Annotated in this window: 17 protein-coding genes and 1 pseudogene; 11 read left to right on the plus strand and 7 right to left on the minus strand. The window is 72.0% G+C overall.

Annotated elements, in window-relative coordinates:
* Nucleotides 1-295: 295 nt before the first annotated feature.
* Nucleotides 296-1,162, plus strand: coding sequence for a PHP domain-containing protein (locus ACWCQ6_RS18485; RefSeq protein WP_451090371.1), 867 nt, complete (start codon nucleotides 296-298; stop codon nucleotides 1,160-1,162).
* Nucleotides 1,163-1,316: 154 nt separating this feature from the next.
* Nucleotides 1,317-1,922, plus strand: coding sequence for a MarC family protein (locus ACWCQ6_RS18490; RefSeq protein ID WP_451090373.1), 606 nt, complete (start codon nucleotides 1,317-1,319; stop codon nucleotides 1,920-1,922).
* 78 nt (nucleotides 1,923-2,000) lie between these two features.
* Here the strand turns inward: ACWCQ6_RS18490 and ACWCQ6_RS18495 are convergent, their stop codons facing one another.
* Entirely contained in the window at nucleotides 2,001-2,153 is a 153-nt protein-coding gene (locus ACWCQ6_RS18495) for a hypothetical protein (RefSeq protein ID WP_177328023.1), read from the minus strand.
* A gap of 221 nt (nucleotides 2,154-2,374) precedes the next feature.
* Between ACWCQ6_RS18495 and ACWCQ6_RS18500 the strand changes: the two genes are divergently transcribed.
* Nucleotides 2,375-3,262 carry an NYN domain-containing protein gene (locus ACWCQ6_RS18500; protein ID WP_451090375.1) on the plus strand — a complete coding sequence of 296 codons (888 nt, stop codon included), beginning with the start codon at nucleotides 2,375-2,377 and terminating at the stop codon, nucleotides 3,260-3,262.
* Here ACWCQ6_RS18500 and ACWCQ6_RS18505 read toward each other — a convergent pair.
* Both ACWCQ6_RS18505 and ACWCQ6_RS18510 read right to left on the minus strand, forming a co-directional pair.
* A complete protein-coding gene (locus ACWCQ6_RS18505; RefSeq protein ID WP_451090377.1) occupies nucleotides 3,246-4,127 on the minus strand; it encodes an alpha/beta fold hydrolase in 882 nt (293 codons plus the stop codon). The genes ACWCQ6_RS18500 and ACWCQ6_RS18505 overlap by 17 nt on opposite strands.
* A gap of 117 nt (nucleotides 4,128-4,244) precedes the next feature.
* Entirely contained in the window at nucleotides 4,245-6,077 is a 1,833-nt protein-coding gene (locus ACWCQ6_RS18510; RefSeq protein ID WP_451090379.1) for a DEAD/DEAH box helicase, read from the minus strand.
* A 484-nt stretch (nucleotides 6,078-6,561) separates the two neighbouring features.
* Here ACWCQ6_RS18510 and ACWCQ6_RS18515 point away from each other — a divergent pair, with 484 nt between their 5' ends.
* Entirely contained in the window at nucleotides 6,562-7,296 is a 735-nt protein-coding gene (locus ACWCQ6_RS18515; RefSeq protein ID WP_451090381.1) for a ferritin-like fold-containing protein, read from the plus strand.
* Between the two features lie 34 nt (nucleotides 7,297-7,330).
* Here ACWCQ6_RS18515 and ACWCQ6_RS18520 read toward each other — a convergent pair whose 3' ends face one another.
* The 4 genes from ACWCQ6_RS18520 to ACWCQ6_RS18535 form a co-directional block, all read right to left on the minus strand.
* A complete protein-coding gene (locus tag ACWCQ6_RS18520; protein ID WP_451090383.1) occupies nucleotides 7,331-7,600 on the minus strand; it encodes a hypothetical protein in 270 nt (89 codons plus the stop codon).
* Between the two features lie 196 nt (nucleotides 7,601-7,796).
* The gene (locus ACWCQ6_RS18525; RefSeq protein WP_451090385.1) at nucleotides 7,797-8,024 is read right to left on the minus strand and encodes a DUF3107 domain-containing protein; all 228 of its coding nucleotides are present in this window, start codon (nucleotides 8,022-8,024) and stop codon (nucleotides 7,797-7,799) included.
* 141 nt (nucleotides 8,025-8,165) lie between these two features.
* Nucleotides 8,166-8,807: a TetR/AcrR family transcriptional regulator gene (locus tag ACWCQ6_RS18530; RefSeq protein ID WP_018105511.1), complete on the minus strand. Its 642-nt coding sequence runs from the start codon at nucleotides 8,805-8,807 to the stop codon at nucleotides 8,166-8,168.
* 168 nt (nucleotides 8,808-8,975) lie between these two features.
* Nucleotides 8,976-9,191: a hypothetical protein gene (locus ACWCQ6_RS18535; RefSeq protein ID WP_451090387.1), complete on the minus strand. Its 216-nt coding sequence runs from the start codon at nucleotides 9,189-9,191 to the stop codon at nucleotides 8,976-8,978.
* A gap of 109 nt (nucleotides 9,192-9,300) precedes the next feature.
* On the opposite strand from ACWCQ6_RS18535, the gene ACWCQ6_RS18540 reads away from it, so the two are divergent.
* The 7 genes and pseudogenes from ACWCQ6_RS18540 (at nucleotide 9,301) to ACWCQ6_RS18570 (ending at nucleotide 17,345) form a co-directional block, all read left to right on the plus strand.
* Nucleotides 9,301-10,266, plus strand: a complete 966-nt coding sequence (locus ACWCQ6_RS18540) for an alpha/beta fold hydrolase (protein WP_451090389.1) — start codon at nucleotides 9,301-9,303, stop codon at nucleotides 10,264-10,266.
* Nucleotides 10,267-10,274: 8 nt separating this feature from the next.
* Complete coding sequence (locus ACWCQ6_RS18545; protein WP_451090391.1) at nucleotides 10,275-11,570, plus strand: DUF3152 domain-containing protein; 1,296 nt, start codon at nucleotides 10,275-10,277, stop codon at nucleotides 11,568-11,570.
* A 145-nt stretch (nucleotides 11,571-11,715) separates the two neighbouring features.
* A pseudogene (locus ACWCQ6_RS18550) lies at nucleotides 11,716-11,922 on the plus strand (ABC transporter ATP-binding protein); the annotation flags it as partial.
* 190 nt (nucleotides 11,923-12,112) lie between these two features.
* Nucleotides 12,113-13,936, plus strand: coding sequence for a glycosyltransferase (locus tag ACWCQ6_RS18555; RefSeq protein ID WP_451090481.1), 1,824 nt, complete (start codon nucleotides 12,113-12,115; stop codon nucleotides 13,934-13,936).
* An 82-nt stretch (nucleotides 13,937-14,018) separates the two neighbouring features.
* Nucleotides 14,019-15,407, plus strand: a complete 1,389-nt coding sequence (locus ACWCQ6_RS18560; protein ID WP_451090393.1) for a hypothetical protein — start codon at nucleotides 14,019-14,021, stop codon at nucleotides 15,405-15,407.
* Between the two features lie 154 nt (nucleotides 15,408-15,561).
* Nucleotides 15,562-16,527: an NAD-dependent epimerase/dehydratase family protein gene (locus ACWCQ6_RS18565; protein ID WP_451090395.1), complete on the plus strand. Its 966-nt coding sequence runs from the start codon at nucleotides 15,562-15,564 to the stop codon at nucleotides 16,525-16,527.
* Nucleotides 16,515-17,345 (plus strand): spherulation-specific family 4 protein, encoded by an 831-nt coding sequence (locus tag ACWCQ6_RS18570; RefSeq protein ID WP_451090397.1) that lies wholly within the window; start codon nucleotides 16,515-16,517, stop codon nucleotides 17,343-17,345. Before ACWCQ6_RS18565 ends, ACWCQ6_RS18570 begins: the two co-directional genes overlap by 13 nt.
* Nucleotides 17,346-17,376 lie beyond the last annotated feature (31 nt).

Below are 17,376 nucleotides of genomic sequence, written 5' to 3' on the forward strand. Positions count from 1 at the left end.
CACGAACACCTCGGCCACGAATGCGCCGAGGCGTTCACGGAGCCGCTCCACCTCACCAAGATCCACAGGCCGCAGCATGCGCCACCGCAACCACCGAGATCAAATCAACCTAACGAAGTACTACTAAGGGCTGTCCCGAAAGTGGCGTCGTCCGCCCGGAGGGCGTTCCCGGTCAGGCGGGACTTTCGAAACCCGCCCTGGAGACCGGAGCCTCCGGGCCCGGCCGGGCGCCGTTCGAATGCCGGTTATCCTGAGATGTCCCCTTGTCCGGCCCCGAGCATCTGGAGTACGCGTCGTGCGCATCGACCTGCACACCCACTCCACCGCTTCGGACGGCACGGACACCCCCGCCGCGCTGGTACGGAACGCCGCCGCCGCGGGCCTGGATGTCGTCGCGCTCACCGACCACGACACCGTGCGCGGCCACGCCGAGGCGATCGCCGCCCTTCCCGAGGGGCTCACCCTCGTCACCGGCGCCGAGCTCTCCTGCCGGATCGACGGCGTGGGCCTGCACCTGCTGGCCTACCTCTTCGACCCCGACGAGCCCGAGCTGGCCCGCGAACGCGAGCTCGTGCGCGACGACCGGGTGCCGCGCGCCCGGACCATGGTGCGCAAGCTCCAGGACCTCGGGGTGCCCGTCGAATGGGAGCAGGTCGCGAGGATCGCCGGGGACGGATCGGTCGGCAGACCGCACGTCGCCACCGCGCTCGTCGAACTCGGCGTCGTGAAGACCGTCTCCGACGCCTTCACGCCCGAATGGCTCGCGGACGGCGGACGCGCCTACGCCGAGAAGCACGAACTCGACCCCTTCGACGCGATCCGGCTGGTCAAGGCCGCCGGTGGTGTCACGGTCTTCGCCCACCCTGCCGCCGTCAAGCGCGGCGAGGTGGTGCCCGAGTCCTCGATGGCGCGGCTCGCCGCCGCCGGCCTCGACGGCATCGAGGTCGACCACATGGACCACGACGAGCCGACCAGGGCCAGGCTGCGCGGGCTCGCCCACGACCTGGGGCTGCTGACCACCGGGTCCAGTGACTACCACGGCAGCCGCAAGACCGTCGGGCTCGGCGAGTACACCACCGACCCCGAGATCTACGGCGAGATCACCCGGCGCGCCACGGGAGCCTTCCCGGTGCCGGGGACCGGCGGGCCGCGCCCCGTGTAACGACGCACGCGCCGGGGCCGGACCACGGGGCCCGTACGCACACCGCCGTCCCTCCCCCTTCACGTTCTACTTTTGTGCACCTGGCCGTCGGGCCGCCGTCAAGGCTTCGGGGTGCGCTCCTCCAGGCCGTTTCTCTCTTCTCGCAAGGCTCACTGTGTTCGACGTCGCTGTTTTCGGATCCCTTTTTCTCACGCTTTTTGTGATTATGGATCCCCCCGGGATCACCCCGATCTTCCTCGCGCTCACTGCGGGCCGCCCCGCCAGGGTGCAGCGCAGGATGGCGTTCCAGGCGGTCGCCGTCGCTTTCGGCGTGATCGCCGTCTTCGGTCTGCTCGGCCAGCAGATCCTCGACTACCTGCATGTCTCCGTGCCCGCCCTGATGATCGCGGGCGGACTGCTCCTGCTGCTGATCGCACTCGACCTGCTGACCGGCAAGACCGACGAGCCGACGCAGACCAAGGACGTCAATGTGGCGCTCGTGCCGCTGGGCATGCCGCTGCTCGCCGGGCCCGGTGCGATCGTTTCGGTGATCCTGGCGGTGCAGGACGCCGACAGCGTGGCCACGCAGATCTCGGTCTGGTCGGCGATCCTCGCCATGCACATCGTGCTCTGGCTGACGATGCGTTACTCGCTGCTGATCATCCGGGTCATCAAGGACGGCGGTGTCGTGCTGATGACCAGGCTCGCCGGAATGATGCTGTCCGCCATCGCCGTACAGCAGATCATCAACGGCGTCACCCAGGTCATCCAGGGCTCCTGAGGTACCCGCCGGCACCACAGCGCCCCCGTACGGACCTCTTCCGTACGGGGGCGCTTCGTCTTTGTACGTCGTCGTGCGTTACGAAGCCGAGGTCTCGGCCGGGCGGATGTAGATGCGCTGGCCTATGGCTGCGGCCTGCTGCACGATCCGGTTGACGGAGGCGGCGTCCACGACGGTGCTGTCCACGGCGGTACCGTCGACATCGTCGAGTCGCATGATCTCGAAGCGCATGAGGCTTCCCTTCGTCTGATCCTCCTGCTGGAGAACTACTGGGAGGACGGCTGGCCCGTCCGCAAGGATGAGAGCACCGGACGCCACTGTCCCGTGCTCCATGAGAGGTACAACGACTTGCCCCGGTAAAACATTCCCTACGCTAAGGAAATTTTTTGGATGTCTAAGTATCAACTGGTCGCCGAGGGCGATCGGTCGACGAGGACCACGACGAGGCCCGAATGAACGAGGCAGATATCCGCGAACGCCTGGACCGCACCAACGAGCTGCTGCAGCGCGTGCTCGCCGAGGTGTCGAAGACCCCCTCGACCCACGCGATCTTCGTGGACGCGGGCTATGTGTACGCGGCGGCCGGACTGCTCGTCACCGGCACCGAGGACCGCCGCTCCTTCGATCTCGACGCGGAAGGGCTCATCGAGGCCTTCATCGACAAGGCCCGGACGATCTTCGCGGACAGCAGGCTGCTGCGCGTGTACTGGTACGACGGAGCCAGGCGGCGCATCCACACCGCCGAGCAGCAGTCCATTGCCGAACTCCCCGACGTCAAGGTCAGACTCGGCAACCTCAACGCCAACAACCAGCAGAAGGGTGTCGACTCACTCATCCGCACCGACCTCGAATCGCTCGCCCGGCACCGAGCCATCAGCGACGCGGCACTGGTCGGCGGCGACGAGGACCTGGTCTCCGCGGTGGAGGCGGCGCAGGGGTACGGGGCCCGGGTGCACCTGTGGGGCATCGAGGCGGGGGAGGGGCGCAACCAGGCCGAGCCGCTGCTCTGGGAGGTCGACAGCCAGCGCACCTTCGACCTGGACTTCTGCCGTCCGTACGTCACCAGACGTCCCGTCACCATCTACGAGGACGACACCCCCGCGCCCGCGCGCGAGGACGTCCGCTTCGTCGGCGCGCAGATCGCGGCCGCCTGGCTGGCCGCCCGGGGCCGCGAGTCCCTCGCCGACCTGCTGCCCGGACACCCCTACCTGCCGGGCTCCGTCGACCAGGACCTGCTGGTCGAGGCCGAACGGCTGCTCCAGCACTCGCTGCGCGGCCACGCGCATCTGCGGCGGGCGCTGCGCGACGGCTTCTGGCAGCACCTCAAGTCGCAGTACTGAGCCCTTCCGGTGCCGTCCACAGGCTGTCCCAGAACGCGGCGATCGCTGCCGCGGTCTGCTCCGGACGGTCCGTGTTGGGGGAGTGCTCGGCGCCCGCGATCCGGGTGCGGTGCGCGCCGAGACGCCGCGCCATTTCGTCGAGCAACGGCACCGGCCAGGTGTCGTCGCGCTCGCCGGAGAGCACATGGACCGGCAGCCGTACGGCGGCGAGTTCGGCCACCCGGTCCGGCTCGGTCACCAGCTGGCGGCCGGTGGCGATCAGCTGGGCGGGCCGGTGGCGCAGCCAGCGTCGGCGCAGAGCCTCGCCGTCCGTCGCCGCCTCCTCCGGCGGGTCGAGTGCGCGCATCGCGTCCCACACCGTGGCCATGCTCAGCGTCGCGAGCGCGTCGCTGAGCACCTTCACCTTGAGCTGCTGGGCCTCGACGATCTCGGCGGGCCCGGAGGACATCAGCGTCAGCGAACGGAACGGCGCGGCGTCGAGAAGTACGGCGGCGCGGGCGATCTGCCCGCCGAGCGAGTGCCCCAGAAGGTGCACGGAGCCTTCGCCGCCTGCTTCGAGAGCGGCCGCCTGGGCGAGCACATCAAGAGCCAACTCGCCCTGCACATAGCTCTCCTGACGGTCCGTCCCCTCGGTCTCGTACTGTCCGCGGCCGTCCACGGCGACGATCCGGTACCCGGCGGCCGAGAGCGGTTCGAGGAGCGCCATGAAGTCCTCCTTGCTGCCCGTGTACCCGGGCAGCAGGAGGGCGGTGCCGCGCACGGCATCGGGTGGCGAGGCGTCCAGCACGGCGAAGTCGCCGCGCGGAGTGCGCAGCTGGCGGGCGTGGGCGCAGGGGGGCGGGGTGAAGGTGTGCGGCCGGCTCATGGGACGAGGTTATGCCGTGGGAGGCCGGACGGGCAGAAGCGAGGTGCCGGAACGCCGGACGGGCCCGAGGACGTCCTCGGGCCCGTCCGGCGGATCAGGCTTCTGAGCGGTGGTAGCTCAGCCTTCGGTCTTCGCGGCGGCCGCGCGCGGCGCGCGGCGCCTGCGCGGCTTCGCCTCGCCCTCGACGGCCGGGGCCTCGGCCACGGCCTCCGTCTTCGGCTTGGCGGCCGCACGGGTGCGGCGGCGCGGCTTGGTCTCCGCGACGGGCTCGGAGATCGGCGCGATCTGGAAGTCGACCTCGTCCTCGGCCGGCTTGACGACGCGGGGGCGGCGACGCGGCTTGGTCACCGTCCTCGTCTCGGCCACCGGCTCGGAGATCGGCGCGATCTGGAAGTCGACCTCGTCCTCGGCCGGCTTGACCACGCGGGCGCGGCGGCGGCGCGGCTTGGTCTCGGCCGCGGGCGCCTCCTCGACCGGGGCCTCGGCGGTCCTCGGCGCCACCTCGACCTCGACCACGGCCTCCACCGCGTTCATCACGGCCTCGGCCGCGGCATCCGCGGCGCCGACCCGGGTGCGGCGACGGCGACGCGGCGTACGCGGCTCCGACGGGGCGTCGGCGGCCGGGGCCGGCGCCGCGGTGGCGGCGGGCGTCTCCTGGACGGCGGCGCCGCCCCGGGTGCGGCGACGCTGACGCGGCGTACGCGGCGCGCGCTCCTCGCGGACGGCGGGCGCCGGGGCGGACCTGCGGCCGCGGCCGCCCGTCTCGCCGAGGTCCTCGATCTCCTCGGCCCGCAGGCCGGCGCGGGTCCGCTCGGCCCGCGGCAGGACACCCTTGGTGCCGGCCGGGATGTCGAGCTCCTCGAAGAGGTGCGGCGAGGTGGAGTAGGTCTCGACCGGGTCGTTGAACTCCAGGTCGAGCGCCTTGTTGATCAGCTGCCAGCGCGGGATGTCGTCCCAGTCGACCAGCGTGATCGCGATGCCCTTGGCGCCTGCGCGGCCGGTCCGGCCGATGCGGTGCAGGTAGGTCTTCTCGTCCTCCGGCGACTGGTAGTTGATGACGTGGGTCACACCCTCGACATCGATACCGCGGGCCGCGACGTCGGTGCAGACGAGCACGTCCACCTTGCCGTTGCGGAAGGCGCGCAGCGCCTGCTCGCGGGCGCCCTGGCCGAGGTCGCCGTGGACCGCGCCGGACGCGAAGCCTCGCCTCTCCAGCTGCTCGGCGATGTCGGCCGCCGTGCGCTTGGTACGGCAGAAGATCATCGCGAGTCCGCGGCCGTTGGCCTGCAGGATGCGGGCGACCATCTCCGGCTTGTCCATCGAGTGGGCCCGGTAGACGTGCTGCGAGATGTTCGCGACGGTTGCGCCCTCACCGTCGGGCGAGGTGGCGCGGATGTGCGTCGGCTGCGACATGTAGCGGCGCGCGAGACCGATGACGGCACCCGGCATGGTCGCCGAGAACAGCATCGTCTGCCGCTTCGCGGGAAGCATCGTGATGATCTTCTCGACATCGGGCAGGAAGCCCAGGTCGAGCATCTCGTCGGCCTCGTCGAGCACCAGCGCGCGGACGTGCGAGAGGTCGAGCTTGCGCTGTCCGGCCAGGTCGAGCAGTCGGCCCGGGGTGCCGACGATCACGTCGACGCCCTTCTTCAGGGCCTCGACCTGCGGCTCGTACGCCCGGCCGCCGTAGATCGCGAGAACGCGGACGTTGCGCACCTTGCCGGCGGTGAGCAGGTCGTTGGTGACCTGCTGGCAGAGCTCACGGGTGGGGACGACGACGAGCGCCTGCGGCGCCTCGGTCAGCTCCTCGGGCCGGGCCCGGCCCGCCTCGACGTCCGCGGGGACGGTGACGCGCTCCAGCAGCGGCAGACCGAATCCGAGGGTCTTGCCGGTGCCGGTCTTGGCCTGGCCGATGACATCGGAACCGGAGAGCGCGACGGGGAGCGTCATCTCCTGGATGGGGAACGGGGACACAATGCCGACGGCTTCAAGGGCCTCGGCCGTCTCGGGAAGAATCCCGAGTTCACGAAACGTAGTCAGGGTGCTGCCTCTTCTGTGAGACGCGGTCCGAGGCGAACGCTGGGGGTCGTACCGTGCCGGGGTTGGTCATCCGGCCGCGTATGGCCGGGTGGCGCGGGACCACTGCCGTCGCTCGAGCGCTCGTGCCGCTGAGGGGGCCCCTCATCTGCGGTCGTACGTGGCGTACGCCCCGCGTGGAGGGCTGTCGGGTCGGAGCCGATCGGGCCACCGACCGGGCATCCTCATTCGTTTTTCACCATTTTCGCGCCACCGGTACATCCAAAATACTCAGTAGACGCAATACCACTGTACCCCGGATTCGCGCATGTGTGTTGGGCGAATTCATCGGAACGGTGTGATGTCACTGGCTGGCCAGGCCCTTCCGTCCCCCGCCGGGCGGGCTATTCTGCGCTCCATGGAGACGCCTGACAACGCCACTGAAACCCCTGAACCCACCGGAATCGCCGCCCAGGACTGGGCCACCGCGTCGATGGAGCCGCAGTACCGGGCAGCGGTCGTGGACCTGCTGGGAGCACTCGCGTACGGGGAGCTGGCGGCCTTTGAGCGGCTCGCCGAGGACGCCAAACTCGCGCCGACACTCGCGGACAAGGCGGAGCTGGCAAAGATGGCCTCCGCCGAATTCCATCACTTCGAGCGGCTCACCGACCGGCTGACCGCGATCGAGGTGGAGCCGACCGGTGCGATGGAGCCGTTCGCCAAGGCGCTCGACGACTTCCACCGCCAGACCGCTCCGTCGGACTGGCTGGAGGGCCTGGTCAAGGCGTACGTCGGCGACTCGATCGCCAGTGACTTCTACCGCGAGGTCGCGGTCCGGCTCGACATGGACACCCGCTCCCTGGTCCTCGCCGTGCTCGACGACACCGGGCACGGGAACTTCGCCGTCGAGAAGGTGCGCGCCGCGATCGAGGCCGACCCGCGCGTCGGAGGCCGGCTCGCGCTCTGGGCCCGCCGGCTGATGGGCGAGGCGCTCTCCCAGGCCCAGCGGGTGGTGGCCGACCGCGACGCGCTGTCGACGATGCTCGTCGGCGGTGTGGCGGACGGCTTCGACCTGGCGGAGGTCGGGCGGATGTTCTCGCGGATCACGGAGGCGCACACCAAGCGCATGGCCGCGCTCGGACTGGCCGCGTAACAGGCTCACCGGGGGCCGGTCCGCCGGGCCGGCCTCAGGCCGCCGCTGATCGCCTCAGCGGGCTGTTCCGGGGGCGGATCAGCAGCGAGAGCGTCACGGCCCCGATCAGCGTCGCGCCGACCAGCGTGGCCACGGCATGGCCCGGACCCAGCACCGAGTGCATGAGATACGAGCCGAACAGGGCTCCGAGGGGGCCGGTGGTGAAGACGACGCGGCGGGACGGGAGCCGGTGCGGCAGGGAGCGGAGCGCCGCCCAGGCGAGGGCGAGTCCGAGCACGACGGAGCCGAGTGCTTCCAGGATCACAGATGATCACCTCGCGAGTTGCGGGGCGGTTAGGGCCTGACCTGAATCGGTCGTTAGCGGTACTACCCGCCCGTCGCGGAACGCAACCCTCCTCGGCACCGGGTTCGCACGGGAATCACCCGGAACAGCAACGGGCAGCGGCCCGGTGGGAAACCCCACCGGGCCGCTGCCACGGTCACTGCTCGGAGCGTGCTGCCTACAGCGCGCCGAACCCGACACGACGCGTGCTGGGCTCGCCGATCTCCACGTAAGCGATCCGGTCGGCCGGCACCAGGACCTTTCGGCCCCTGTCGTCCGTGAGGCTGAGCAGCTGCGCCTTGCCGGTGAGAGCCTCGGCGACGGTGCTCTCGACCTCTTCGGCGGAAAGCCCGCTCTCCAGAACGATCTCCCGGGGCGTGTGCTGCACCCCGATCTTGACCTCCACGGCTATGTCCCTCCGACGGTCAGTCCCTGCGCGGTGAGCCGCGCCGTACGCAGCACACATTAGCCCGCTGGGGGGAGCCGCCAGTGGTCGGCGGGCAACGCCCGCAGCGAACACGGACGGCGGCCGTGCCGGGCGGACCGTTCAGTGCTGATCGATGCCGTGCAGCGGGAAACCCGCGATGCCCCGCCAGGCCAGTGAGGTGAGCAGCTGGACCGCCGTGTCCCGAGGAATGGCGGACCGGCTGGAGAGCCAGTAGCGGGCGACCACCTGGGAGACACCGCCCAGGCCGACCGCGAGCAGCATGGACTCGTCCTTGGACAGCCCCGTGTCCCCGGCGATGACGTCGGAGATCGCCTCCGCGCACTGCAGCGACACCCGGTCGACGCGCTCGCGCACCGCGGGCTCGTTGGTCAGGTCGGACTCGAAGACCAGCCGGAAGGCGCCGCCCTCGTCCTCGACGTACGCGAAGTACGCGTCCATCGTCGCGGCGACCCGGAGCTTGTTGTCCGTGGTCGAGGCCAGGGCCGTGCGGACCGCCTGGAGAAGCGACTCGCAGTGTTGGTCGAGAAGGGCCAGGTAGAGCTCCAGCTTTCCCGGGAAGTGCTGGTAGAGCACCGGCTTGCTGACCCCGGCCCGCTCGGCGATGTCGTCCATCGCGGCGGAGTGGTAGCCCTGCGCCACAAAGACTTCCTGCGCGGCGCCCAGCAGCTGATTGCGTCGGGCGCGGCGAGGCAGGCGAGTGCCCCGCGGGCGCGCCGCCTCGGTCTGCTCGATGGCTGTCACGCCGCCTCCCAAATTTGTGATCGGACACAGCTTTTCCGTGCACGCTGCGCCGTACAGCCATCGTACTTTTGGGTAACCCGGGTATGCGCGGCGCGGACGCAGAATTTCATGGACCGGACGGCTGCGGTAGCCACAGATTCCCCGGCCACCGGGACAAAGCAGTTTGTATCAGCGGTAATCGTCCTCATCCTGTGTCACGACGCGGGCCTGTTCCGCTGCATCGGCCTCGTTGGCGCTGTCCCGGTCGATGCCCGTGAGCGGTTCGTCGTGCTGCTGCTGGAGATCGGCCCGCTGCTCGGCGGCGTCCGCCCGGGGTGTCTCCTGGTCCGGTTCGTCCGGCTGGATGTACTCGAAGGTCTCCGGGTCGCTGGGGTCGACCGTCATGGTGACTCCCTTCCTTGCTTCGAGCGTAGGAGCTGCGCCCGCAGGCCGCTATGCGGTCTGTGACGGCGAACACATGAATCAAGGTGTGATCGTCTCGTAACATTGCCGCATGTCTTCGACCGAGCTGCCGGGAGTCCGCGCCGTCGCCGCCGCGGCGTCCCCGGCGGTGAGCGCCGTCCGGGTCGCGGAGGGGGAGGAGCTGCGCTCCGTCGCGCTCCCCGGGCTGACGCTGAGCGTCCGCTCCCGGCCGCCGGAGCGGACCGGGCTGCCGCCCGCGCTCTACGTGCACGGGCTCGGCGGCTCCTCGCAGAACTGGTCGGCGCTGATGCCGCTGCTCCAGGACGTGGTGGACGGCGACGCGGTCGATCTGCCCGGCTTCGGTGACTCGCCGCCGCCGGACGACGGGAATTACTCGGTCACCGGGCACGCCCGCACCGTGATCCGGTTCCTCGATGCCGAGGAGCGCGGACCGGTACACCTGTTCGGCAATTCGCTCGGCGGGGCCGTGGCCACCCGGGTCGCCGCGGTCCGCCCGGACCTGGTGCGCACCCTCACCCTCGTCTCGCCCGCGCTCCCCGAGATCCGGGTGCAGCGGTCGGCCCTGCCGACGGGGCTGCTCGCCGTGCCCGGCGTCGCAGGCCTGTTCGCCCGGATGACCAGGGACTGGTCCGCGGAGGACCGCACCCGCGGCGCGATGGCGCTCTGCTACGGCGATCCGGGGCGAGTCTCCGATGCGGGCTTCCGCGAAGCGGTGGCCGAAATGGAGCGCCGGACGGGGCTGCCGTACTTCTGGGACGCGATGACACGCTCCGCACGTGGCATTGTCGACGCGTACACGCTCGGCGGGCAGCACGGACTGTGGCGCCAGGCCGAGCGGGTGCTCGCACCGACCCAGCTCGTGTACGGCGGACGGGACCGGCTGGTCTCGTACCGGATGGCGAGCAAGGCGTCCGCGGCCTTCCGTGATTCGCGGCTGCTGACACTGCCCGACGCGGGGCACGTGGCGATGATGGAGTTCCCGGAGGCGGTCGCCCAGGCCTTCCGGGAACTGCTCGACGAACGCGGCGGGAGCTGATCCGGGGCGTGGGACGACATAGCCGAAAGGGCCCCGAACCCTCGGGGCCCGACATCGAGGCCGCCACCGCGGACGAGGGCGGCGTGTCCGCGGGCACCCGGCCGGGCCCCGGCACCGGGCGGCGCCGCAGGCCCGCGGACACGCCGCCCGGCTCCGACGGGCACAGCCCCTCCCAGCAAACCGGACATGTCCGCGGCGGCCACCCCGAACAGCACGAGCCCGGCGGCGGCTGGGGCACCGGCCCCCAGTCGCGCCTCCGGACCGACGACCAGCGGCCCGGAGCACGGCGGCCGGCGCCCGGGCAGCAGCCCGGCGCCCGGCCCCTCGTACCGGGACCGCGGCGCGAGTTCGTCGAGGCCTTCGACACGCCGCCCGCTCCGCCCGCACCGCGCGGTCCCTCCGTTCCGCCGGCCCGCCGCGCCGATCCGTACACCCCGGTCGGCGAGCGGGACGAGCAGCCGCCAGGCGGCGACGGCCCGGCGCCGGGCAAGGACGGCAAGGGCGCCAAGGGCCGCGCCTTCACGGGGATCGCGGCCGCCGCGGTGACCACGGTCCTCGCGGTGGTGGTGGCCGGGCAGGTCACCCAGGACAACGGCGGCGGGACCACCGCCGCACAGCCCTCGGGCGTCGACCGCCGCGGCCCCGACGGCGCCTCCCGCTCGGACGACCGCCCGCCCCCCGAGTCGGTGCGGACCAAGCCGCTCTCGTACGCACAGAAGATGGCCAAGGCCTATCCGATCGCCCCGGATCTGAAGGCGTCCGGAGAGTTCGAGACGATTCCGGGGACGGCGAAGGCCCCGGGCCGGGGGCACAAGTACCGCTACCGGGTCGATGTCGAGAAGGGGCTCGGTCTCGATGCCGCGCTCTTCGCCAGGGCCGTCCAGGAGACACTCAACGACGACCGCAGCTGGGCGCACGACGGGGCGATGACGTTCGAGCGGGTCTCCACCGACGACCCCGATTTCGTGATCACCCTGGCCAGCCCCGGAACCACCGGTGAATGGTGTGCGAAGTCGGATCTGGACACGACGGTGGACAACGTCAGCTGCGACTCCGCCGCGACCGAGCGCGTGATGATCAACGCCTACCGCTGGGCCCAGGGCTCGTCGACCTTCGGTCCGGACAAGCTCTTCGCCTACCGCCAGATGCTGATCAACCATGAAGTCGGGCACCGGCTGGGGAACGACCATGTGAGTTGCCGCACGCCCGGAGCCCTCGCTCCGGTGATGCAGCAGCAGACCAAGTCCCTGGACATCGACGGAATCAAGTGCCGTCCCAACGCCTGGGTGTATCCGCCCGGTTGAGCGTGGCCTTGGGCACCGGAGTGGTCTGCACCGGGGGACGTGCTCGTGGCCCCGCGTGAGCCGTACACGCGGGCGCTGCTGGCGGCGGTGCCCCGGGTGACGGAGCCGCGGACCTCCCCGGGCGGGAGGCCGGTGGACGGCACGGGCGCACGACCTCGCCGTCGTGCGGCAGGTCAGCGACCGGGGCGCCGTCGTGCGGCAGGGCCGGATCGTCGAGGAGGGCGCGGTGGACAAGGTGTACGGGAACCCCCGGGACCCTTGCGCCGAGCAGCTCCTGGCGGCCGTTCCCGCGCTCGACCCTGCGCCGGCGACGGTGCGCCGCGCGGCCCGCAAGGAGCTGGCCGCCGCCTGACCCTGTGTGACGGATCGCTTGCGTAGCGGAATAGAACGCTATCGGGGCGGGAAAGTTACGACGGTTCACCCCTTTCGGTGGTGCGACGGACAACCGTCCGTCGCACCACCGGCGTGTCCGCTTACGGTCGTCCCGCTGTGAGCCGCCATTCCAACGGCGGCCGCCCACAAGGGAGATCGGGGGTGTGCTCGTGCGGATCGGACTCCTCACCGACGGTGGCTATCCGTATGCGACCGGTGAGTCCGGGCTCTGGTGCGACCGTCTGGTGCGTGGGCTCGCACAGCACGAGTTCGATCTCTTCGCGCTCGGCCGCTCCGCCGAAAAGGAGGCGCAGGGCCGGGTCCAGCTCCTGATGCAGGTCGGCCGGGTGCGGACGGCGCCGCTGCGGACGGCCGACGAGGGAGTCCTGGTCACGGCCTCCAAGGGGCTGCTGGCCCGGATGGTGACGGGCGGGGGCACCCGCCCGTACGGGCGGCGCGAACGGCAGCGCTTCGCGGCGCACTTCGCGGCTCTGGCCGCATCGGTCTGCGCGGCGGGCCCGGCAGGCGGCGAGGACGAGGCCGCCGACGCGGGCGCGAGTGCCGGCGAACCGGGCGGCGAAGGGCGTACGTCCGCAGCGGACACGCAGTTCACGGACGGCCTGTACGGACTCGCCGAACTGGCCCGCGAGCACGGCGGACTCACCGCGGCCCTCCGCTCCGAAACCGCCGTGCGGCTGCTCGAAGCGGCCTGCCGCGCCCCGGGCGCCGGGCGCACCGTCCGGACCGCCGCCGTCCCCGACCTCCTCGCCTTCGCCCGGGAACTCGACCGGGTGCTCCGCCCGCTCTCGCTCGACTGGTACGACGAGGAGGGCCTCGGCGCGGTCGACCTCTGTCACGCGACGTCCGGCGGGGCCGTCGCGCTGCCGGGGCTGCTGGCCAAACGCTTCTTCGGGGTGCCACTGCTCGTCACCGAGCACGGCGCGCAGCTGCGGGCGCACTACCTCGCGGCGACCGGCGCCCCGCTGAACGCGCCGGTGCGCGCCCTGCTCGCCAACTTCCACGGTCGGCTCGCCACCGAGGTGTACCGGCAGGCCGCGATCATCACCGCCGGCAACGCCCATGCCCGCCGCTGGCAGGAAAGGTGCGGCGCCGAACGCGGCAAGCTGCGCACCGTTTACCCCGGCATGGAGTCCGGCCGCTTCACGGCGCTGGGGGAGAGCGGCGACAGCGGCCCCGACGACACCCTGGTCTGGGTCGGCCGGATCGAGCCGGCCAAGGACCTGATCGCGCTGCTGCATGCCTTCGCAGAGGTACGGAAGGCCGAACCGGACGCCCGGCTGAGGATCATCGGAGCCCCGGCCCCGGGCCCCGAAGCCGCCACCTATCTCGCACACTGCCGGGTCCTCGCCGCCCAGCTCTTCCCCGACGAGGCCACGGACGTGCATGCCGTCGGGGACAACCCGGTCTCCTTCGAGGAGATCGGCGGGGCCGAGGTGGCCGATCTGCCGGACGCCTACGCGGCGGGCGGAGTCGTCGTCCTGTCCAGCGTGGTCGAGGGCTTTCCGGCCGGGCTCGTCGAGGCGATGTTCTGCGGCCGGGCCACGGTGTCGACGGATGTCGGCGCGGTCGTCGAGATCATCGGCGGCACCGGGCTCGTGGTGCCCCCGCGCAACCCCAGGGCGCTGGCCGACGCCTGTCTCGCGCTGCTGCGGGACCCCGAGCGCCGCGCACGGCTCGGAGCGGCGGCGCGCGCCCGCGCACTTGAGCTCTTCGCCGTCGAACAGAACCTTGCGGCATTTCGCGGCATCTACCTGGAGCTGATCTCGCACGCCCCGGTGCGCAGGGAGGCCGAAGCGGTGGACGCCGACGGGGCACCGCGCCCGTTCGCCACCCCGCCGGAGGCACACGTCCTGGTCCCGTGGACGGCCTCGGGCCCCTACCCGGCGGCCACGGCCGAGCGCAGGCCCAGCTGGGCCTGCGGGCCCCGGGCCGCTTGCGTGGGAGCGCGGGGAGCGGGTGGCGGCGATGCGTGAACAGGGGCACGAGACGGCCGGGCCCGTCCGGAGCGGACCGGACCGGTCCGACGCGGCCGGCGACGATCACGGAGGAATCACCATGGGCGGCCCGACCGAGGTGTCCGACGCACCCGCGACACCGACCACCGGCGGAAGCTGGGACCGCCGCTCCCGGGCCCTGGTCTCCGAGGCCCCGGGAACGCGCGGGCCCTCCGAGATCCATGAGCCGTCCGGGAGGCACGAGCCCTCAGAGATACATGAGCCCTCCGGGACGCACGAGCCGGCCGAGTCCGTCCCGGCACCCGTGTCCGCCCAGGCAACCGTGGCCTCCGCGCCCTCCCGCGCCCCCGAGATCGCACGCCCCGCCCCGGCGCGCCGGCCCAGTGCCTCGCGCCGGGGCCCCGCCGACCCCGTGAAATCGCTGATGCACCGCCACCGCGAGCTCTGCGAACGGGCCGTCGATCCGCTGGAGATCGCCGCCGGGCTCGAAGCCCATGGCGTCACTGACCGTACCGCCGCCCGCTACCGGCACCGCGACGTCTTCTCGCTCGCCGAGGAACTCTTCGCCCGGGTGCCCGCCACGGCGGCGGGCTCCGCAACGGGTCCCGACGCGCCGGAGCGCGACATCGAGACCCGCGCCGCGTGGTCGCTCCGCGCGCTGCTGCCGGGCGCCGCCTGCACAGCGACCGCCGGCGCACTCGGGCTCACCGAGGGAGCGCTCGACGGCCGGGCACGGACCGCGATCGCCCTCGGCGGGGCGCTTCTCGCACTCATCGGACTCGTGGTCAGCCTGCGCAGCGGCCCCCTGCACGCCGAAGGCCGTACATCGGGTGCGGCCAAGGTGTACGGCTGCTGGCTCCTCGGCTATGTCCTGTACGGCGAACCGCTGCTCGACCAGGTGCTCAGCGGTGGCCCCGAGGGCCCCTGGGCGATCACCCCCGCACCGCTGCTGGGCCTGGCCCTCTCGCTCGCCCCGGCCACCTGGTGCGCCCACCTCTTCTCCGTACACGCCCACCGCAAACTCAACGGCAGCCGTGCACTGGAGGAGTTCGCCGCGGGGGTGCGCCCCCTGCTGTTCGGGGCCGTCGCACTCCACCTGTGCGCCCTCGCCGGACTGCTGTACCTCGCGCACCTCGGGTACGGGGGCGGCGGAGCGTTCGTGGGGGCGGCCGCGCTCGGGGTACTGCTCCTGCTCGCCCGGCTGCTGACCGTGCACGGGTTCCCCGAACTCGCCGCCGGCGGGCTGGCCGTCGCCTGCGCGGTCGAGGCCCTGGCACCCGCGCTGGTGCTGGCCGGGCGGCTGCCAGGTCTGCACATCCTCGCCCGCCCCGTCGACGCCCTCGTCACGGCGTCCGGCACCGGATCCGTACCCACCCTCGCCTGCGGTGCCTCCGCCCTGGGACTGCTGGTCGCCGCCACCGTCGTCCTCTCCAGGGCATCCGCCCACACCACCGCCCGGCCGGTCGATGAAGGCCCGGCCGTCGCGTAACCACCACAGCCGTACCACTGCCATCGCACGCCCCGCGGAGCCGACGCCGCGGGTCATTGCCCGCAACTGCATCTCACTTCCTCAAGGAGACACCGGACATGACCCCCCAATCCCCTTCACCGGCAGCTCGCCGTCGGCGCCGAGGGGGCGCGCGATGAGGGTGCTGCTGCTCGGAGCCAACGGATTCCTCGGCCGGTTCGTGGCCGACCGCCTGCTCGCCGACCCCGCCGTGCACCTCACGGCGCTCGGCCGCAGAGACGACGCCGATGTACGGTTCGACCTCGCCAGCGGCAGCCCCGGCGCGTTGACCCGCTTCCTGGACGCCGTCCACCCCGGAGTCGTCGTCAACTGCGCGGGAGCCACCCGAGGCGGGGCCCGCGATCTGACCCGCCACAACACCGTCGCCGTCGCCACGGTCTGCGAGGCGATGCGGCGCAGCGGCTGCACGGCCCGGCTCGTCCAGGTCGGCTGCTCGTCGGAGTACGGGCCCTCGCAGCCCGGTTCCTCCACCGCCGAGGACGCGATTCCGCGCCCCGGTGGCCCGTACGGCGTCAGCAAGCTCGCCGCCACCGAACTCGTCCTCGGCTCGGGCCTCGACGCGGTGGTGCTGCGGGTCTTCTCCCCGGTCGGTCCGGGCACCCCGGCCGGATCGCCGCTCGGCAGGCTCGCCGAGGCGATGCGCCGGGCCATGCAGTCCGGCGACGGCGAGCTGAAGCTCAGCGGCCTCGGCGTGCAGCGCGACTTCGTGGACGTACGCGATGTTGCGCGCGCCGTGCACGCCGCCTCGCTCTCCGCCGCCCAGGGCGTCGTCAACATCGGTACCGGGCGCGCCGTGCGGCTCCGGGACGCGGCCGCCGTCCTCGCCAGGGTCGCCGGATACGGGGGCGCACTCCACGAGCTCGACGCGCCCCCGCCCCGGCTGCCCATCGGCGCCCCGCGCACCTCGACCGAGTCGGTCATCGAGCACCTCTCGGCGACCCCGTCCCCCTACCCGGACGGCTGCGGCGCCTGGCAGCAGGCTGATGTACGCACCGCCAGGGACCGGCTCGGCTGGCGCCCCCGGATCAATCTGGAGGAGTCCCTCGCCGACATCTGGATGGAGGCGGCATGCCGTATCTGACCAGCATCGGCACGGCCCGCCGGACCAGCGGCGCCGAGCAGTTCGGCTTCGGCGTGCCCGGCTGCGCGCACCCGCTGCTCGCGCCGGCCGAATGGGCCGAGCTGGCCCGCCCCGGCACTCCGCTGCACTGGGCCGTCCTCAATGTCGACAACGGCCCCGGTGCCCGCCCCGACCCGCACTGCCTGGAAGCCGCAGGCCGGCTCCGCAACGCGCGCGAGCGGGCCCTGCACGGCGAGGATCCGCAGGACTCGGTACGGGCGGCGGGCGGCCGGCTGCTCGGCCATCTCGACCTGGCCTTCGGCAGCCGCCCCTTCGGGGAACTGATCGCCGACGCGCAGTCGTTCCTCGACTGGTACCGCGTCGAGGGCTTCTATCTCGGCCGCTGTCCGGCCGAGCGCGCCCACCTCCCGGCGGTACGCCGGCTCACCAGCACCCTCGCGACGCTCCTCGACGACGGCGACCGCCCGTACGGGGAGGGGAGCGGGCCGCTGGTGCTGGGTCTGGGCACCCATCCGTACCCCGGCTACGCCGAGGCCGCCGACCAGTTGGTCACCTTCAGCGGGCCTTGGACCGAGTACCGCTGGTCGCAGGTGGCGGAGTGGACCGCCTCCTATCCGCCGGAGAGGTTCGCGCACTTCGTCCATGGTGTTCCGCGCACTCATCTCGATGAGGCCATGCGCATCGCCCGCTGGCAGGGCGCGGGCACGATCTTCTTCACGGATCGAGACGGCCAAAACGGTCAAATGGAACCGTTTGCTGTGCTGCCCAGGTACTGGGACGAAATCGTCTCGCGGATCGGACCTGGTATCTCGGAATGAGAGGGGGCGTGGCAGTGTTACGGGAAGAACA

It is taken from the genome of Streptomyces sp. NPDC001880 (assembly GCF_053594575.1).